We start from the raw sequence: 15,610 nt of genomic DNA, 5'->3' as shown, positions 1-15,610 counted from the left end.
GTCGTCCAGGCTGGACCTGGTCATGGCCGTGCCATCCCCGAAAGCGTCGAACACTTTCAGAGTGGCACGGCCAGAAAACCCCCATCACACCCAGCCCATCACTCACTTCAGTCACACACCCTAAGCTCCTCGCGGGGTGTCCAGAGGGGCAGAGCCCCTCTGGCCCAGGCCCGAACACCCAGGCACAACGCGCCCCACGAGCCCCGCCCCGGCGGGAGGGCGAAGGATGCCTGCTCTCAGGTCACCCGTTCCAGTTCGGCGTCGCTCATGCCGCCGGGCACCACGGTCAGGGGGCAGCGCAGGCGCGGGGACTGGCGGCCGACCAGGGCGGTGATCAGCGGGCCCGGGGTGCTGCCCGCGGGCGCCGAGGCCAGCACCAGGATGGAGATGCGGGGGTCCTCCTCCAGCAGGGACAGGATCTCCTCCACAGGCTCGCCCTCGCGGATCAGGAGCAGGGGCAGGCCGCCGGTCAGTTCCTGCACTTCCGTGCCGAGGCCGGCCAGCAGCTGTTCGGCGTCCTGGCGTTGTTCCTCCTGCATCAGGGCGCCGACGCTGGCCCATTCCTGCAGCTCCACCGGCTCGGTGATGCGCAGCAGGGCGACGCGGCCGCCGGACTTGCGCACCCGCAGGCAGGCGTAGCGCAGCGCCACCCGGCGCTCCGGGCTGTCATCCACCACGACGAGGAAAACGCGGTCGTTGGGCATGGTTCCCCTGTTCCCCGGCTCAGTTGGGCCGCCGGAGGCTGCCATTCCCGGCGCGCGGAAGGCCAGGATTCCGGGCGACCTCCCGCAGCCGTGCATCCCGGCCGCCCGCATCCCGCGCCGCCCGGCCCGGTGTGGCAAGGCCCGGCGTGGCAAGGCCGGCGGCGCCACGGCCGCCCCGTGGCCGCAGGATGCGGGTGCCGCTCAGCGGCGGAACAGCACGCTGCCCAGCCATCCCGCCAGCGCGGCCAGCGCGATGCAGGCCAGCCCATACAGCAGCGGGGTTTCACGGGAAACATCGGCGATCTCGGCCGCCGTGCCGACGCGTTGCACCCGGAAGGCCAGTTCCTGCCGCGCCGCGACCCGTCCGCCGCGGATCAGCAGCACCTGCACCACGTAGTCCCCGGTCGGGGCGATGGCCGGCAGCGGCAGGCGGGCGTGGAACAGCCGGCCGCCCGACACGTCCACCGGCTGCTCGTCCTCGTTCCACAGCTCGGCCGCGACCTTGCGTTCCAGCAGCGCGTCGCGGAAGTCGGGGTCGCTGCGGCCCACGGCGCGGCGGGCCAGGGCGTTGATCCCCAGCTGCAATTCCCGCCGCTCCGGCTGGCCGAGCAGGTCGCGCAGCGGCGCGGTGCCGGTCAGCGTGTACCAGGAGGGCACGTCGTCGAAGCGCGCCGAGGGGCCGTTGATCCAGGCGCCCAGCACCCGCACCCGCCGCCGCACCACCTGGGCCTGGAGCGGGCCCTGGCCCACCACCAGCACGTTGTCGCCCTGCGGGCCCAGCAGGCGTTCCGTGGCGCCGAACACCAGCACGTCGGTGCCGCTGAAGGCGGTGGTGACCTCGATGCGCGGCGCGCCGAGTTCGGCCACCAGCGCGGGGCCGCCGGGACTGGCCGGCGGTATCGCGGCCGCGGCAGGTGGGGCCGCTGCGGCGGGTGGGCTGGCGGTGGCCGGCGGGGCCGCCGGCGCGGCCGGCCGGGCCGGGGAGGGGGCGGGCGGGGCCACCGGCACCCCGGGCCGCGCGGCCGGGGCCTGCGCCGCCGCCGCCCCGGGCAGCAGCGCGGCCAGGATCAGGAAAAGCAGCGCCCGGCGTAGCCGCACCGCCGCGGCCAGGGCGGCGGGCCGCGCGCGCCGCCGCGCCGGGGCAACGGGGTACATTCCCCGCCACGCCCGGGGCGGGCCGCCGGAACGCGGCGCGCGGCTCAACGGACCGGGCCGATGGCGTAGAGGCTCTCGGGCGTGCGAACCAGGTCCCACAGCAGGCTCAGCGCCACGGCCAGCACCAGCGCGCCCAGCAGCGCGCGCATCTCCTCGCCGCGCAGCCGGGCGCCCATGGCGGCGCCGAACTGCGCCCCCGCCACGCCGCCGGCCAGCAGCAGCAGCGTCAGCACGATGTCCACCGACCCCGTCTGCAGCGCCTGCAGCAGCGTCACGCTGGCCGTCACGAAGGTGACCTGGAACAGCGAGGTACCGATGGTGGTCTGCGTCGGCACACCCAGCAGGTAGATCATGGCGGGCACCAGCATGAAGCCGCCGCCCACCCCCATGATGGAGGACAGGATGCCGATGCCGAAGCCCACCGTGGCCGGCGGGATCACCGACATGTACAGGCGCGACTTGCGGAAGCGCATCTTGAAGGGCAGCCCGTGCGCCCAGCCGTGCTCGTGCAGGCGCACGGGGATCACCACCCGCCGGCGGCGCAGGATGGCGCGCACGCTCTCCCGCACCATCAGGGCGCCGACGCTGCCGAGCACCACGACGTAGAACAGGCTGACCGCCAGATCGACCTGGCCGAGCTTGCGCAGCAGCACGAAGAGCTGCGTCCCCAGCGCCGAGCCGGTCAGCCCGCCCGCCAGCAGCACCAGCCCCAGCTTGGGGTCCACGTTGCCGCGCCGCCACTGCGCGATCAGCCCCGATACGGAAGCGCCCAGCGTCTGGTTGGCGCCCGAGGCCACGGCCACGGGGGCGGGGATGCCGATCAGGATCAGCACGGGGGTCAGCAGGAAGCCGCCGCCGACGCCGAACAGCCCGGACAGGAAGCCCACGGCGCCGCCGATGCCCAGCAACAGCACGACATCCACCGACATCTCGGCGATGGGCAAGTAGACCTGCATCGCGGCCTTTCCGGGCCCTTCCTGGACCAGCGCACACAAGAAACCACGTGCGGGAGCGCGACTCGTGGACCCGCTTCCGTGACGCGCAATCAACATGAGATCATGGCGTGAATCAGGTTAATGAGCCATCGATCTCCGCCACGGTTCGCGATGCGGTGGCGGTTCCGGAGACCTCAGCTCGTGCAGCATCCCACCCCGTCACGATCCCTGCCCAGCGCCCCCCTGCCGGCGGAGGCCGCCGGCAGCCCCGGCGCGGGGCTCCTGCCGCTGTCCCGGCGCGGGCTGCTGGCCGCAGCCCTGGCCCTGCCCCTGGCCGCGCCGGCGATCCGCCGCGCCGCCGCCCAGGCCGCGGGGCGCGTGTCGCTGGTGCACTTCAACGACTTCCATTCGCACCACGACCCGATCGTGGCCGGCGGCGCGACCTGCCGCCCCGGCCGCCCCTGCTTCGGCGGCGCCGCGCGGCTGGCCGGCGCCATCCGGCAGGCCAAGGACGCGGTGTCGGCGGAAGGCCGGGCGCCGCTGCTGCTGGACGCGGGCGACGAGTTCACCGGCTCGCTGTTCTACACCCTGCACCGCGGCGCGGCGGAGGCCGCGGTGCAGAAGGCCAACGGCGTGCAGGCCATGACGCTGGGCAACCACGAGTTCGACCACGGCCCGCAGAACCTGGCGAACTATCTCGGGCAGCTGCCCTTCCCCGTGCTGTCCGCCAACCTGGACCTCACGGACGAGCCGCTGCTGCGCGACCGCGTCACCCCCTGGACGGTGCTGGAGGCCGGCGGCCGGCGCTTCGCGGTGATCGGGCTGACCACCCCCGATACCGCCACCTCCTCCTCGCCCGGGCCCACCGTGCGCTTCGGCGACCCCGCCGTGGCACTGGAACGCGTGCTGGCGCAGCTGCGCGCGCAGGCGGCGCAGCAGGGGCCGATGACGGTGGTGCTGCTGTCGCATCTCGGGCTGGAAACCGACCGGCGCCTCGCGCGCGCCGTGCCGGGGCTGGACGTGATCGTGGGCGGCCATTCCCACACGCTGCTGGCCAACGGCCTGGCGGAGGCGGAAGGCCCCGATCCCGTGATGGAGGAGAGCAGCGCCGGCCCGGTGCGCATCGTGCAGGCCGGCTGCTTCGGCCGCTACCTCGGGCGCCTCGACCTCGACCTGTCGGATGCCGGGCGGGTGGTGTCGCACCAGGGGGTGATGCGCGAGCTCGGCACCGACGTGGCGGAGGACCCGGAGGTGGCGCAGGTGGTCGCCCGCTTCGCCGCCCCCCTGGAGGAGCTGAAGCGCCGCCCCATCGCCCGCATTCCCACGACGCTCAGCATCGAGGGCTGCCGTTCCGGCGAATGCGCCATCGGCAACCTGATGGCCGACGCCATGCTGGCCGCGGTGCCCTCCGCCGAGGTGGCCATCACCAATGGCGGCGGCATGCGCGCCGGGCTGGTGGAAGGCACGGTGACCATGGGCGACGTGCTGGCCATGCTGCCCTTCGCCAACACGATCGCCACCGTGACGCTGCGCGGCCGCGACCTGAAGGCGGCGCTGGAGAACGGCGTGTCCAAGGTGCCCGACACCGTCGGCCGCTTCCCGCAGGTCGCCGGCCTGCGCGTGCAATGGACCGCCGACGCGCCGCCCGGCCAGCGCGTGACGATCCTGGAGGTGGCCGGCGCCCCCTTCGACCCCGAGCGCCCCTACCGCATCGTCACCAACAACTTCATGCGCCGCGGCGGCGACGACTACGTCTCCATGCGCGACGACGCCCTGGAGTTCTACGACAACGGCGCCCCGCTGGAGGACTCGCTGATCGCCTTTCTCAGCGACGGCCGCCCGGTGGCCGGCATCGACGGCCGCCTCGCCCGCCGCTGACCGGTCCCGCCGGCGCTCGGTCCCCTGCTCGGTGCCGGGGGTCCGTTGGTCCGAGTTGTCTCGGTTGGTGCTTGCTGTTCTGGCGTCGGCCAGGGGCGCTGCCCCTGGACCCCGCCGGGGAGTTTAAACTCCCCGGACCCCACGTTGAGTGCCTCCGGCGGGGGCGGGTTGGCCAACGTCGTCCCAGTGGACCGTCCTGTCCCAACCTGCCCCCGCCGGAGGCACTCATGAGGTCGAGGAGCCTAAGCTCCTCGCGGGGGATCCAAGGGGGCAGCGCCCCCTTGGCCACGGCCAGAACAGCAAGCACCAACCGGCACCACCCGGACCAACGAACCGCGCCGCCGAGCCTGGAGCGTCCCCGGCGCGGGCAGCGGCCGAGTGGCGGGGGCCGGCAGCCGGCGCAGGCGGTTAGCGGATCAGGCGGCGGGCCAGCTTGCGGGCGAAGTCGCCGCGGGGCGGGTCCAGCAGGCGGGCCAGGGCGAAAGGGCCGTGGCGGACGCGGGCGCGGCGGTCGCTGAAGCTGTCGAAGCCGGCGCGACCGTGGTAGCGGCCGTGGCCCGAGCCGCCGACGCCGCCGAAGGGCAGGGCGGGAAAGGCCACGTGGTCCAGCGTGCGGCCCAGGGCGATGGCGCCGGCGCGGGTGCGGGCCGCGATCTGCGCTTCCTCGGCCCGGGTGGCGCCGAACAGGAACAGGGCCAGGGGTGCCGGCCGTGCGTTCAGCCAGGCAATGGCGGCCTCGGCGCTGCTGCATTCCACCACGCCCAGCACCGGGCCGAAGCGCTCCTCGGTCGAGTCGCCGCCCAGGCGCAGCGGCGTCGGGCCAGCCGTCAGGACCTCCGTGCCCGGCAACTGCGCCGCCTGACGGTCGGCCTGCCAGGGAGCCACCCGCGTTTCCGCGGCGATGCCGGTGTTCCGCGCCGCTGCCGCGAAGACGGCGCGCCGATGGCCCAGCAGCAGCACGGTGTCGGGCGCCACGCAGGTCTGGCCGGCATTCACCGCCTTGCCGGCCAGGATGGCGCGCGCCGCCGCGTCCAGCTCGGCGCCGGGAAACACGATGGCGGCGCACTGCCCGCCCAGTTCCAGCGTCAGCGGCGTCAGGTTGGGCGCCGCCGCCGCGGCCACCTTGCGCCCGGTTTCCGTGCCGCCGGTGAAAACCAGGTGGTCCCAGGGCTGCGCCGCGAAATCCGCCGCCACGTCCGGCCCGCCCTGCACCACCAGGGCAACCTCCGGTCCCCAGGCGGCGGCCACGATCTCGGCCAGCAGGGCGGCGGTGCGCGGCGCCTGCTCGCTGGGCTTGATGGCCACGCGGTTGCCCGCCGCCACCGCTTCCAGCGCCGGCCAGAGCGCGAGCTGCACGGGGTAGTTCCAGGGCGCCATCACCCCCACCACGCCCTTGGGCACCGGCTCGGTCCAGGCCCAGCAGGGCTGGAAGGCCAGCGGCGCCACCACCACCCGCGGCCGCGCCCACCAGCGCAGCCAGCGCCGTGCGCGACGCGCCGCCTGGACGCAGACCATCACATCGGCCAGCAGCGTGTCTTCCGCCGACCGGCCGCCATAATCGGCATTGGTCGCGGCCACGACGTCCTCGGCCCGCCGCACCAGCTCCGCCGCCAGCGCCGCGAGGCGCCGACGACGCTCGGCCAGGGAAGGGCGCGCTTCGGCGCGGCGCAGCGTGGCCAGGGCCTCCGCCGAGGTCATGCCGGCAGGTCCCCAGTGCTGCGGCGGGCCGCGTGGCGCTGGTCGCCGGCCGGTGCGTGGCTTCGGCGGGGGGGCGCTTGGATGTTCGGGCCGAGGCCAGGGGCGCTGCCCCTGGACCCCAGGGCAAAGGCGAAGCCTTTGTCCCGAGCCGGGGAGTTACGAACTCCCCGGACCCCGCGTTGAGTGCCTCCGGCGGGGGCGGGCCGGGACGCGTTGTGCGGGTGGACGACGTGGGCCATCCCGCCCCCGCCGGAGGCACTCATGAGGTCGAGGAGCCTAAGCTCCTCGCGGGGTGTCCAGAGGGGCAGAGCCCCTCTGGCCGCGGCCCGAACACCCAGGCACCCCCCACCGAACCAGCGCCGCACCATCACCCCGCCCGCAACAGCCGGCGCGCGGCGGCCTCGCCCGAGCGCACGGCGGCGTCGATGGTGGCCGGCAGCACGGGGTCGGTCCAGTCGCCGGCCAGCCACAGGTTGCCCAGGGGCCGCATCGGCGGGTTCAGCGGCGGGCCGGGGCGGTGGCGCGGGGTGGCGCGGCGTTCCTTGATGGCGCGGCAGGGGGGTGGCTCCTCCGGCCAGGGGCCGGGCAGGGCGAAGGCGGCAGCGGCGGCGCGGATCTCCGCCCAGGCGCGGGGGGCCAGGGTGGCGCTGTCTTCCTGGGCTTCCGCGTCGGCGGCGGACACGGTGACGGCGACGCCCTCGGGGCGCACCAGCACCCACTGGCACAACCCGCCGAGCACGCCGAGGAAGCGCACCGGGCCCTCGGCGCGGCGGGCGAAGTGCAGGTTCAGGATGGGGGCATGGGCGTCGGGCACCCGCAGCCCCGGCAGGAGGCGGGCGCTTTCCCAGGGCGGGGTGGCCAGCAGCACGGCATCCGCCGGGTCCAGCGCCACCTCTGCCGGGCCGAAGCGCAGGGCGGTGGCGCGGCCCTCGGACACCGCGATCTCGCGCAGCCGCGCCCCGGGCGCGAAGCGGGCGCCGGCCCGTTGCAGCGCCGCCAGCGCCGGGGCGACCAGGTCCGGCCCCAGCCCGCGCCGCGCCACCAGCAGCCGCGCCGCGCCGGGCAGCGCCACCCGACGCAGCACCGCCGCCAGCCGGCGCGTCGAGGCTTCCCCCACGGGGGTGTTCAGCGCCGCGATCACCAGCGGGTCCACGAAGCCGCGCAGCAGGGCGGGGTGGGCGCGCATCGCCTCCGCCACCGCGCGGTCGCGGCCCGGCAGGGCGAGGCGCAGCAGCGCCAGCAGCCCCACCGGCGTCAGCCCGGCCGGCCGCAGCGCCGGGTCGCGCCAGCCGGCGGGGGCCAGAGCGACGCGCCGGGCGCTGCCATCGGCGAGGTCCAGTACCGGCAGGCCGGCCGGCTCCGGCTCGATCCAGCCGTCGCGGGCGCCGATGCGGTCGAGGAAGCGCAGCGCCGCCCGGTTGGCGCCCACCAGCGCGTGGGTGCCGTTGTCCGTGCCGTCCGGCAGGGCGCGGGCGCGGCCGCCGGCCTCGGGCGACGCCTCGTGCAGCGTCACGCTTCTTCCGGCCCGCGCCAATGCCAGGGCGGCCGCCAGCCCGGCGACCCCCGCGCCCACCACGTGGATCACGCCGCGCGCGCTTCCCGCTCGCGCGTCGCGGCCCCGGCGCCGGGCGCGCCCATCGGGCCGCCCAGGGCGAACCAGGCCATGCGCAGCTTCTCGCCCCGGGTCAGCCGCGGCCGCTCGCCGCGCTGCGCGAAGCCGCGCCGCAGCAGCCGCTCCAGCAGCCGCTCGTAGCCCCACATCATCACCCGTGCCGGCCGCATCGCCCGGGCGTCCAGCTCCGCCAGCTCCGCCTCGGCGCGCCGGAAACCCTCGCGCGCCTGCTCGCCCAGCGCCTCGCAGGCGCGGGCCAGGGCGGGGCGGGCGAGCAGCTCGGCGGCCGGCGCGTCCTCGCCCAGCAGGCTGAGGGGGATGTAGACGCGGTCGCGCTCGGCATCCTCGTCCACGTCGCGCAGGATGTTCACCAGCTGAAAGGTGCGGCCCAGCGCCAGGCCGAACGCCCCGGCATCGGCGGCGCCGAACAGCCGCACCGCCATGGCGCCGACGCTGCCGGCGACGCGGCGGCAATACAGGTCCAGCGCCGCCTCGTCGGGCAGGCGGACGCGCGGGGCGGCGTCGGTTTCCATCCCCGCGATCATCGCCTCGCACTCGTCGTGCGGCAGGTCGAAGCGGGCACGCGCCCAGGCAAGCTCGCGCGACAGGGCGCAGTCCGGCGACACCAGCTTGCCGCGCCATTCCCCCAGGAAGCGGCGCTTCTCCTCCTCGGGCGTGGCGCCGTCGGCGATGTCGTCCACCGCCCGGCAAAAAGCGTAGACGCCCCACAGCCCCCGCCGCCGCTCGCCCTTCAGCGCCGCCATGCCGCGCGCGAAGGAGGAACCCGACCGCGCCACCCGCGCCCGCACCACCGCCGCGTCCGCGACGCCGCGCCGGGGCGCCGCCAGCAGCGCCGCGGAGAAGTCCGCGCGCGACAGGGCCACCCGCCCCAGCACCGGGTCGGCCGCGCGCAGCCGCGCCAGCAGCCGCAGCGCGCAGTTCAGGGTGACGGCCGCTTCCAGCCCCAGCCGGCGCGAGGCGATCAGGCGGGGCAGGGCGGCGGCGCGGTCCAGCGCTTCCTCCACCCGGTCCAGCGCGGCATCCAGCACCGCCCGCCGCGGCGCGGCGTTCTCGGGCGCGAAGAAGCCCGCCTCGCCGCCGGCCGGCGCCATCCAGGGGGTCGGCAGGTAGACGCGGTCCAGCGCGTCGCGGTCCGGCACCAGGTCCTGCAGGTGGTTCAGGATCTGCAGCGCCTCGCACAGCGCGTCGGACGCGGCCAGCGCCGCCGGATCGGTCGTGCCGTGCAGCCGCAGCAGCATCCGCCCCACCGGCGCGGCGGAGCGGGCGCAGTAATCCTGCAAACCTGCCCAGTCCTCGTAGCGGTTCTGCGTCGCGTCCTGCCGGAAGGCGGAGAGCATCCGCCGCGCTTCCGCCGGGTCCATCGCCTCCGCATGCATCCCCACCGCCTCGGGCAGGGCCGTGCGCGGGTCGTCCAGCGCCGCTTCCAGCGCGTCCAGCCGGGCGAGCTTTTCCGCCCGGTCCATCCGGGGATGGTCGGCGATGTCGTCGGCGGCGCGCACGAAGCGGTAGAAGGCCAGCACCTTGGGCCGCACCGCCCGCGCCAGCAGCAGCGAGGCGACGGGGAAGTTCTCGCTGCCCGGCCCGCGCGTGGGGGCGCCGGGCGAAGCGGCCTGCAGCGGCGCAGCGTCGCCACCCGGGGTGGCGCTCGGGGGAAAAGCGTTCACTGGCCGCCGACGCCTTCGCGCCGCGGCGCGGCCGGCTTGCCGTCCCGGGACCGCGCCGGCGCCGGCCTGGGCCTTTCCGCCGGAACCGCGTCCCCGACCACGCCCTGATCCACCCCCTGCGCGACATAGGCGCGGCCCTTCCAGCCCGCCTTCTGCCCCAGGCCGGAGCGGATCAGCGCCGTCCACTGGATCACCAGGGCGGTTGCCACCGTCAGCGGGTGCAGCGGGATCGTCCACAGCGGCTCGCGCATCCGCCAGGTCACCGCCGCGCGCAGCAGGTAGCCCGCCAGCAGCGCCGCCACCGCCAGGTGGCCGGGCAGCAGCAGCCAGGGCAGCAGGTGGCCGCCGCCCAGCAGCACCGTCCAGATCGGCAGGCCCACGGGGGTCGCCATGCCTTCCCGCGCGTTCTTTAGGAAGCCTTCCCAGGCCGGCGCGAAGCCGTCGTACATGCGGCAGGAGGCCAGCCGCGCCCCGTCCACCACCTCCGTGCGGTGGCCTTGCAGCCGCATGCGCCGGGCCAGGGCCAGCCCGTCATGCAGCACGCCGCGCACCGCGCCGTGGCCGCCGATGTCGTTGTAGGCGTGGCGCTCCATCAGGATCAGCTGGCCGCAGGCCGCGGCCAGGGCGGGATGCGCGGTGAAGGCGCGGCCCACGCCGGGCAGGTAGCCCAGCATCAGCAGGTTGATCGCCGGCACCGTCAGCGCCTCACCGAGCGAGCGGATCACCTGCCGCGGCACGCCCGTCACCAGGGCCAGGTTCTGTTCCTGCGCCGCGGCCGCCATGGCGGCGGCGCCGCGCGGTTCCAACCGCACGTCGGCGTCGATGAACAGCAGGTGCGTCCCGCGCGCCGCCTCGCCCAGCCGGGCGCAGGCATGCACCTTGCCGGTCCAGCCCTCCGGCAGCGGCGGCGCCGCCAGCAGCCGCACCCGCGGGTCGCGCTCGGCGATCTCCAGCACGATCGCGGCGGTGCGGTCGCGCGAGCCGTCATCCATCACCACCACCTCCACCGCCGTGCCGACGGAGGCCAGGGCGGCGCGCACGCAGGCGGCGATGTTGTGCGCCTCGTCGCGGGCGGGGATCAGCACCGAGACCAGCGTGCCGTCCAGCGGCTTGCCGCGGGGGTCGCTCAGCAGCCGCAGGTTCACCGCCGCCATGACCAGCGGCAACACGGCGAGGTACAGCGCGATCAGCTCGAGATGCGTCATCGGTTCCGGCGTCCTAGCAGGGGGCGCCGTCCCCTGCATCCCCGACACTGGCCGCCCGGCCGGGGACGCTGTGCGCGGCGTCCTGTGTCGCTGAGCTGAGGTCTTGATCGGAGGTGGCAGGGAAGGCCGGGGGAGTGAACTCCCCCGGTCCCCCTCCTTTTTTCGGGAGCAGAAAGAGCCTGCGAGGTCACGGGCGCACCCCAGACTCCCGGAAACAGAAGGGGGTCCGGGGGGATGCTTCCCCCCGGCTTGCCGGTTTCCCCCGATCAGGACGAAGCCGCGATGGGGTCACCGGGCCATGTGCCGGGCATCGAAGCGCTGGCCGCGCAGGGCGGCCAGGGCGCGGCGCCACAGCTCGTAGATGCCGCCCATGCCCTCGCGTCCCTGCAGCAGCACCGCGAAGCGCTCGGGGTCGCGGCTCAGGGCGTCCGCGGCGAGGCGGTCCATGGTGTCGGTCAGGGCGTCGCGCAGCCGCTCGGCCCGGGCGGCGCGGTCCAGCGCCAGCAGCTCCGCCCCGGTGATCGGCGTCCCGAAGGCGGCCAGCATCTCCGGCTTGCGCTCGGTCCAGAAAGGGTATTCCAGCGCCAGCGGCAGGAAGCGCGCCCCGGGGGCGATCTCGGGGAGGCGCACCAGCCCGGGGGCGATCCCCACCGGCCGCTCGCGCACGTCCTGGAAGCGGCCGGGGGCGTTCATCCACAGCGCGTGGCCGGGGGCGGCCAGCACCTGCCCGGCGGTGCGGAGAAAGGCCACGGCGCCGCGCGGCGTCTCGGTCTCGATGCCGAAGACGCCGATGCGGCGCATGAAGCGGTAGCGGGTGAGCGCCGCCGCATCCATCGGCGCGAACAGCGTCTTGTCCGGCAGCACCCGGGCGCCCAGCAGCATGAAGGCCACCCCGTCCCACCAGGAGGGGTGGTTGGCGAAGACCACCAGGGGTGCGTCGTCCGGCCCGGGCTCCGGCACGCCCCAGTGCGGCAGCCGGGCGGCGCGCATGTGGCGGCGGAAGAAGCGCGAGAACATCCGGTGGAAGAAATGGTGCAGCCGCGGGTCGAACAGCGCGACCGGGTTCCGCTCCTCCGGCGCCGCCGCCACCGCCCGCGTCCCTACTCCGCGGCGTGCGGCTGCAGCCGGGCCGCCCGCAGCGAGTCGCGCTGGCCGGCCAGGTCGGCCGCCTCGCTCATGCCCGCACCGCCGAGGTCCTTGTCCATGGCGTCCGCGGCGATCCAGCCGCTCATCATCACCATCGGCATGCCCGGCCCGGGATGCGCCGCCCCGCCCGCGAGGTAGAGCCCCTTCACCGCCTTGGACCGGTTGCCCGGCTTGAAGGCGCCCAGGAAGGTGCCGTGGCTGGCCAGCCCGTAGATGGCGCCGTTGAGCACCTTGTAGCGCTCGTGGATGTCCACGGGGGTCAGCGCCTGCTCGGCGACGATGCGCTCCTCGATGTCCTCCAGCCCCGCGGTGCGCTTGAGCTTGTCCAGGATCACCTGCCGGTAGGCCGGGAACATCCTGGACCAGTCCTGGCCGGGCCGCAGGTAGGGCGTGTGCACCAGCACGTACAGCGCCTCGCCGCCCTCCGGCGCCACGGTCGGGTCGGTGCCGGAAGGCGCCGCGAGGTAGGCGGTCGGGTCGGGCGCCGGGACGCCCTTCTTGTAGATCGCGTCGAACTCCTCTTCCGCGTCGCGGGAGAAGACGAAATCGTGGTGCGCCAGGTGCTCGTAGCGCTTGTTCAGCCCGAGATAGAGCACCACCCCGGAACAGGCCGGCTCGAAGCCCTTCTTCTCGTATTTCCGCCCCACCGGGCCGCCCACCAGCTCCTTGTAGGTGCGGATGGCGTCCATGTTGGAGATCACGGCGTCGCAGGCGATGCGCTCGCTGCCCACCAGCACCGCCTTGACCCGCTTGCCGTCCGGGCCGTCGGCGATGTCGAAGCCGGTGACCTCCGTGTTCGGCCGCAGCTCGGCGCCGAGGTCGCCGGCCAGCTTGGCCAGCCCTTCCGCCACCGCGCGCGTGCCGCCCTTCGGGTACCACACGCCCTCGGCCGCCTGCATGTCGCCGATGGAACACAGCACGGCCGGCGCGAGGTAGGGGTTGGAGCCGACATACTGGCAGAAATGGTCCAGCATCTGCGCCAGCCGCTCGTCGGGGACGTGGCCGCGGATCACCTTGGCGACGTTCTGGCCCATGCGCAGGCTGAGCACGTCCTTCATGGTGCCGGGCTGCAGGTTGTCGCGCCAGTTCACCGTGTCGAACAGGTCCTCCACCGGCTTCCAGAAGAAGAACTTCTCCGACACCCCGTGCAGGTGCTCGGCCACCTTCTGGAACTTCTCGTAGCCGGCGCCGACGCCCTTGCCGGGGGCGAAACGGTCCATGGCCTCGGCCATGGGCTTCACGCCTTCCTGCAGGTCGATCTGCGTGCCGTCGTCGAAGAAGCAGCGCCACTGCGGGTCCAGCCGGATCAGCGGCAAGTCCTGCTCCTGGTCGCGCCCGGCCTCCGCGAAGATGCGGCGCAGCACCCGCGGCACGGTCAGGATGGTCGGGCCCATGTCGAAGCGGAAGGAACCGCCGTTGGACCCGCCCGGCGTCGCCGGGCCGTCGAGGTGCAGCACCGCCGCCTTGCCACCCAGCCAGGGGTTCTTGTCCAGCAGCGTCACCTGGTGCCCGCGCGCCTGCGCCACCGCCGCCGCCGCCAGCCCGCCCAGGCCGGAGCCGATCACCACCACGCGTGCCATCGTGTTTCGTCCTTAAACCTGGGAGGCCGGGGCGGCATCCAGCGCCCCATGCATCCGCGTATCCATCCCGGTCAGGCCGAGGTCGCGCAGGCACAGATCCGTGCTGATCCGCGCGCCTTCAAAGATCACCGGCAGGCCGGAGCCGGGATGCGTGCCGCCGCCCACGAGGTAGACGCCCTCCACCCCGCCGAAGCGGTTGCCCGGCCGGAACAGCAGCATCTGCCGCAGGTCGTGCGCGAGGTTGAAGGTGGCGCCGTAGCCCACCGAGAACTCGTCGCGCCATTCCAGCGGCGTCACCATCTTCTCGTAGCGGATGCGGCTCTCGATGTCGGTGATGCCCAGCGCCTTGAGCCGGTCGATCGCCAGCCGCCGGTAACGCTGCGCTTCCGCCACCCAGTCCGTGCCGTGCCGCAGGTTGGGCACCGGCACCAGCAGGTACAGCGCGGTGTGGCCCGGCGGCGCCATGCTGGCTTCCGTCGCCCCGGCGTTCTGCACGTAGAGCGAGGGCATGTCGGGGATGGTGCCCGTCTCGATCTCGCGCAGGTTCCGCTGGTAGTCCTCGGCCAGCAGGATGGTGTGGTGCGCCAGCTGCGGAAAGGTGCCCTCCACGCCCAGGTAGAGCATGAAGGTGGAGCAGGAATAGCGCGCCTTCTCGATCTTGCTGTCCGACCATTTGCGCCGCAGCGCGTCGGGGATCAGGCGCGGAATGGCGTGGGCGAAGTCGGCGTTGACCACCACCGCGTCGGCGTTCAGCCGCTGGCCGCCGAACTCCACGCCCCGCGCCCGCTTGCCCTCGAAGGCCAGGGCGTCCACCGGCGTGTCCAGCCGGATCTCCACCCCCAGGCGGGAGGCGACGCGCGCCATGGCCTCCGACACCGTGCCGCAGCCGCCGCGCGGGTGGAACACGCCGTGCTCGTATTCCAGGAAGCTGAGGATGGTGAAGAGGCTCGGGCAGCGGAACGGGCTCATGCCCAGGTACTTGGTCTGGAAGGAGAAGGCGAGGCGCGAGCGCGGATCGCGGAAGTGCCGGCGCAGCTCGGCATCCACCGAGCGCGTGGGCCGCAGATGCGGCAGGGCGCGCAGCATGTCCATCGCCGCCACGTCGCCCGCCTTGGTGAAGGCGCGCTCCAGCACCGGCCGGAAGGAGGCCAGCTTGGCCCGGTTCTCCGCCAGGAAGGGCCGCACGCCGCGCGCGTCCCGCGGGTCGAGCTTGGCGATCTCCGCTTCCATGCGGTCGAGGTCGGGGGTGGCGTCCAGGGTCACGCCGCCGTTGCTGTCCTCGAACACCAGCCGGTATTGCGGGTCGAGGCGGATCATCTCCACCTCCTCGCGCAGGTCGGCGCCGCACTCGGCGAAGATTTCCTCCAGGATGCGGGGATACAGGAAGAAGGTGGGGCCGAGGTCGAAGCGGTAGCCCCCCGGCGCGGTCAGGGTGCGGGTGCGCCCGCCCACCACCCCGTCCTTTTCCAGCACGGTGACGCGCACCCCGCGCGAGGCCAGCAGCATCGCCGCGGCAAGCCCCCCCGGCCCGGCTCCCACGATGGCGACCTGTGGACGGGAGCGCTGAAGGGAGGGTGCTTGAAGCGAGGCATTCATCGCGCGTGTGTGTGCCCGTCTATCCGCTGGGGTGCCAGATGTTCCCCCGAAGCGGCCGCGCGCAAGGGGCTCACGATCGCGCGGGCGGGATCGTTCCGCCTTCCCGCCCTGTCCGGCCGGTGTCCCGGCGGTCGGGCAAGGGCCCCGCCGGGGCCGGGCACCGGCGCGGTCCTGCTGCGGCGTTCATCCCGGGAAGCCTGAACCGGGCCGGGCCGGGTGTCACGCCTGGGCGTCCTGCCCGGTGCGGCGGTGGCCCGGGAGGGGGAGAAAGCATTCTCCCCCTCCCGGACCCTCCCCCTCATCTCTTTTCAGGGTGCTGCCGCAGGCTTGGCTGTGCCGTGCAGCGTCCCGCCTATCCACCGTTCTGCGGCAGCCTCCTGAAAAAAGAGGAGGGAGGGTTCGGGAGGGAGAATTCC

The 15,610-nt window shown here is 74.5% G+C and carries 11 protein-coding genes; 1 reads left to right on the top strand and 10 read right to left on the bottom strand.

Translation table 11 applies throughout. The annotated features are described in order from the left end of the window. Positions 1 to 236: 236 nt before the first annotated feature. The 3 genes from ACLIBK_RS12360 to ACLIBK_RS12350 form a co-directional block, all read right to left on the bottom strand. Positions 237 to 704: a universal stress protein gene (locus ACLIBK_RS12360; RefSeq protein WP_415387559.1), complete on the bottom strand. Its 468-nt coding sequence runs from the start codon at positions 702 to 704 to the stop codon at positions 237 to 239. 201 nt (positions 705 to 905) lie between these two features. Continuing rightward, positions 906 to 1,859 carry a TIGR02186 family protein gene (locus ACLIBK_RS12355; protein WP_415387558.1) on the bottom strand — a complete coding sequence of 318 codons (954 nt, stop codon included), beginning with the start codon at positions 1,857 to 1,859 and terminating at the stop codon, positions 906 to 908. 44 nt (positions 1,860 to 1,903) lie between these two features. Next, positions 1,904 to 2,815, bottom strand: a complete 912-nt coding sequence (locus ACLIBK_RS12350; protein WP_415387557.1) for a sulfite exporter TauE/SafE family protein — start codon at positions 2,813 to 2,815, stop codon at positions 1,904 to 1,906. 180 nt (positions 2,816 to 2,995) lie between these two features. Between ACLIBK_RS12350 and ACLIBK_RS12345 the strand changes: the two genes are divergently transcribed. Beyond that, complete coding sequence (locus ACLIBK_RS12345) at positions 2,996 to 4,672, top strand: bifunctional metallophosphatase/5'-nucleotidase (RefSeq protein WP_415387556.1); 1,677 nt, start codon at positions 2,996 to 2,998, stop codon at positions 4,670 to 4,672. A 408-nt stretch (positions 4,673 to 5,080) separates the two neighbouring features. On the opposite strand, the gene ACLIBK_RS12340 is transcribed toward ACLIBK_RS12345, so the two are convergent. The 7 genes from ACLIBK_RS12340 to crtI all read right to left on the bottom strand — a co-directional run bounded on the left by ACLIBK_RS12340 (position 5,081) and on the right by crtI (position 15,194). Further along, the gene (locus ACLIBK_RS12340) at positions 5,081 to 6,370 is read right to left on the bottom strand and encodes an aldehyde dehydrogenase family protein (RefSeq protein WP_415387555.1); all 1,290 of its coding nucleotides are present in this window, start codon (positions 6,368 to 6,370) and stop codon (positions 5,081 to 5,083) included. A gap of 367 nt (positions 6,371 to 6,737) precedes the next feature. Further along, positions 6,738 to 7,955 (bottom strand): FAD-dependent oxidoreductase, encoded by a 1,218-nt coding sequence (locus tag ACLIBK_RS12335; protein WP_415387554.1) that lies wholly within the window; start codon positions 7,953 to 7,955, stop codon positions 6,738 to 6,740. Next, positions 7,952 to 9,667, bottom strand: a complete 1,716-nt coding sequence (locus tag ACLIBK_RS12330; protein ID WP_415387553.1) for a squalene/phytoene synthase family protein — start codon at positions 9,665 to 9,667, stop codon at positions 7,952 to 7,954. The genes ACLIBK_RS12335 and ACLIBK_RS12330 overlap by 4 nt, the downstream gene beginning before the upstream one ends. After that, positions 9,664 to 10,872 carry a glycosyltransferase gene (locus tag ACLIBK_RS12325; RefSeq protein ID WP_415387552.1) on the bottom strand — a complete coding sequence of 403 codons (1,209 nt, stop codon included), beginning with the start codon at positions 10,870 to 10,872 and terminating at the stop codon, positions 9,664 to 9,666. Before ACLIBK_RS12325 ends, ACLIBK_RS12330 begins: the two co-directional genes overlap by 4 nt. A gap of 288 nt (positions 10,873 to 11,160) precedes the next feature. Then, on the bottom strand, positions 11,161 to 11,961 hold the full coding sequence (locus tag ACLIBK_RS12320) for a lysophospholipid acyltransferase family protein (protein WP_415387551.1): 801 nt from the start codon (positions 11,959 to 11,961) through the stop codon (positions 11,161 to 11,163). Positions 11,962 to 11,972: 11 nt separating this feature from the next. Next, entirely contained in the window at positions 11,973 to 13,598 is a 1,626-nt protein-coding gene (locus tag ACLIBK_RS12315; protein WP_415387550.1) for a phytoene desaturase family protein, read from the bottom strand. A gap of 12 nt (positions 13,599 to 13,610) precedes the next feature. Then, positions 13,611 to 15,194, bottom strand: coding sequence for a phytoene desaturase family protein (gene crtI / locus ACLIBK_RS12310; protein ID WP_415387549.1), 1,584 nt, complete (start codon positions 15,192 to 15,194; stop codon positions 13,611 to 13,613). Between the last annotated feature and the right edge of the window lie 416 nt (positions 15,195 to 15,610).

The organism is Roseomonas sp. BN140053, assembly GCF_047690175.1.
Classification (GTDB): domain Bacteria; phylum Pseudomonadota; class Alphaproteobacteria; order Acetobacterales; family Acetobacteraceae; genus Roseomonas.
The sequence above is the reverse complement of the archived record's forward strand: the minus strand, read 5'-3'. Positions and strand labels throughout refer to the sequence as shown.

What these genes read in the sequence shown, in the direction of transcription:
- ACLIBK_RS12360 (WP_415387559.1), bottom strand. Translation starts at nt 704, where the DNA reads ATGCCCAACGACCGCGTTTTCCTCGTCGTGGTGGATGACAGCCCGGAG.
- crtI (WP_415387549.1), bottom strand. Translation starts at nt 15,194, where the DNA reads ATGAATGCCTCGCTTCAAGCACCCTCCCTTCAGCGCTCCCGTCCACAG.
- ACLIBK_RS12350 (WP_415387557.1), bottom strand. Translation starts at nt 2,815, where the DNA reads ATGCAGGTCTACTTGCCCATCGCCGAGATGTCGGTGGATGTCGTGCTG.
- ACLIBK_RS12325 (WP_415387552.1), bottom strand. Translation starts at nt 10,872, where the DNA reads ATGACGCATCTCGAGCTGATCGCGCTGTACCTCGCCGTGTTGCCGCTG.
- ACLIBK_RS12340 (WP_415387555.1), bottom strand. Translation starts at nt 6,370, where the DNA reads ATGACCTCGGCGGAGGCCCTGGCCACGCTGCGCCGCGCCGAAGCGCGC.
- ACLIBK_RS12355 (WP_415387558.1), bottom strand. Translation starts at nt 1,859, where the DNA reads ATGTACCCCGTTGCCCCGGCGCGGCGGCGCGCGCGGCCCGCCGCCCTG.
- ACLIBK_RS12315 (WP_415387550.1), bottom strand. Translation starts at nt 13,598, where the DNA reads ATGGCACGCGTGGTGGTGATCGGCTCCGGCCTGGGCGGGCTGGCGGCG.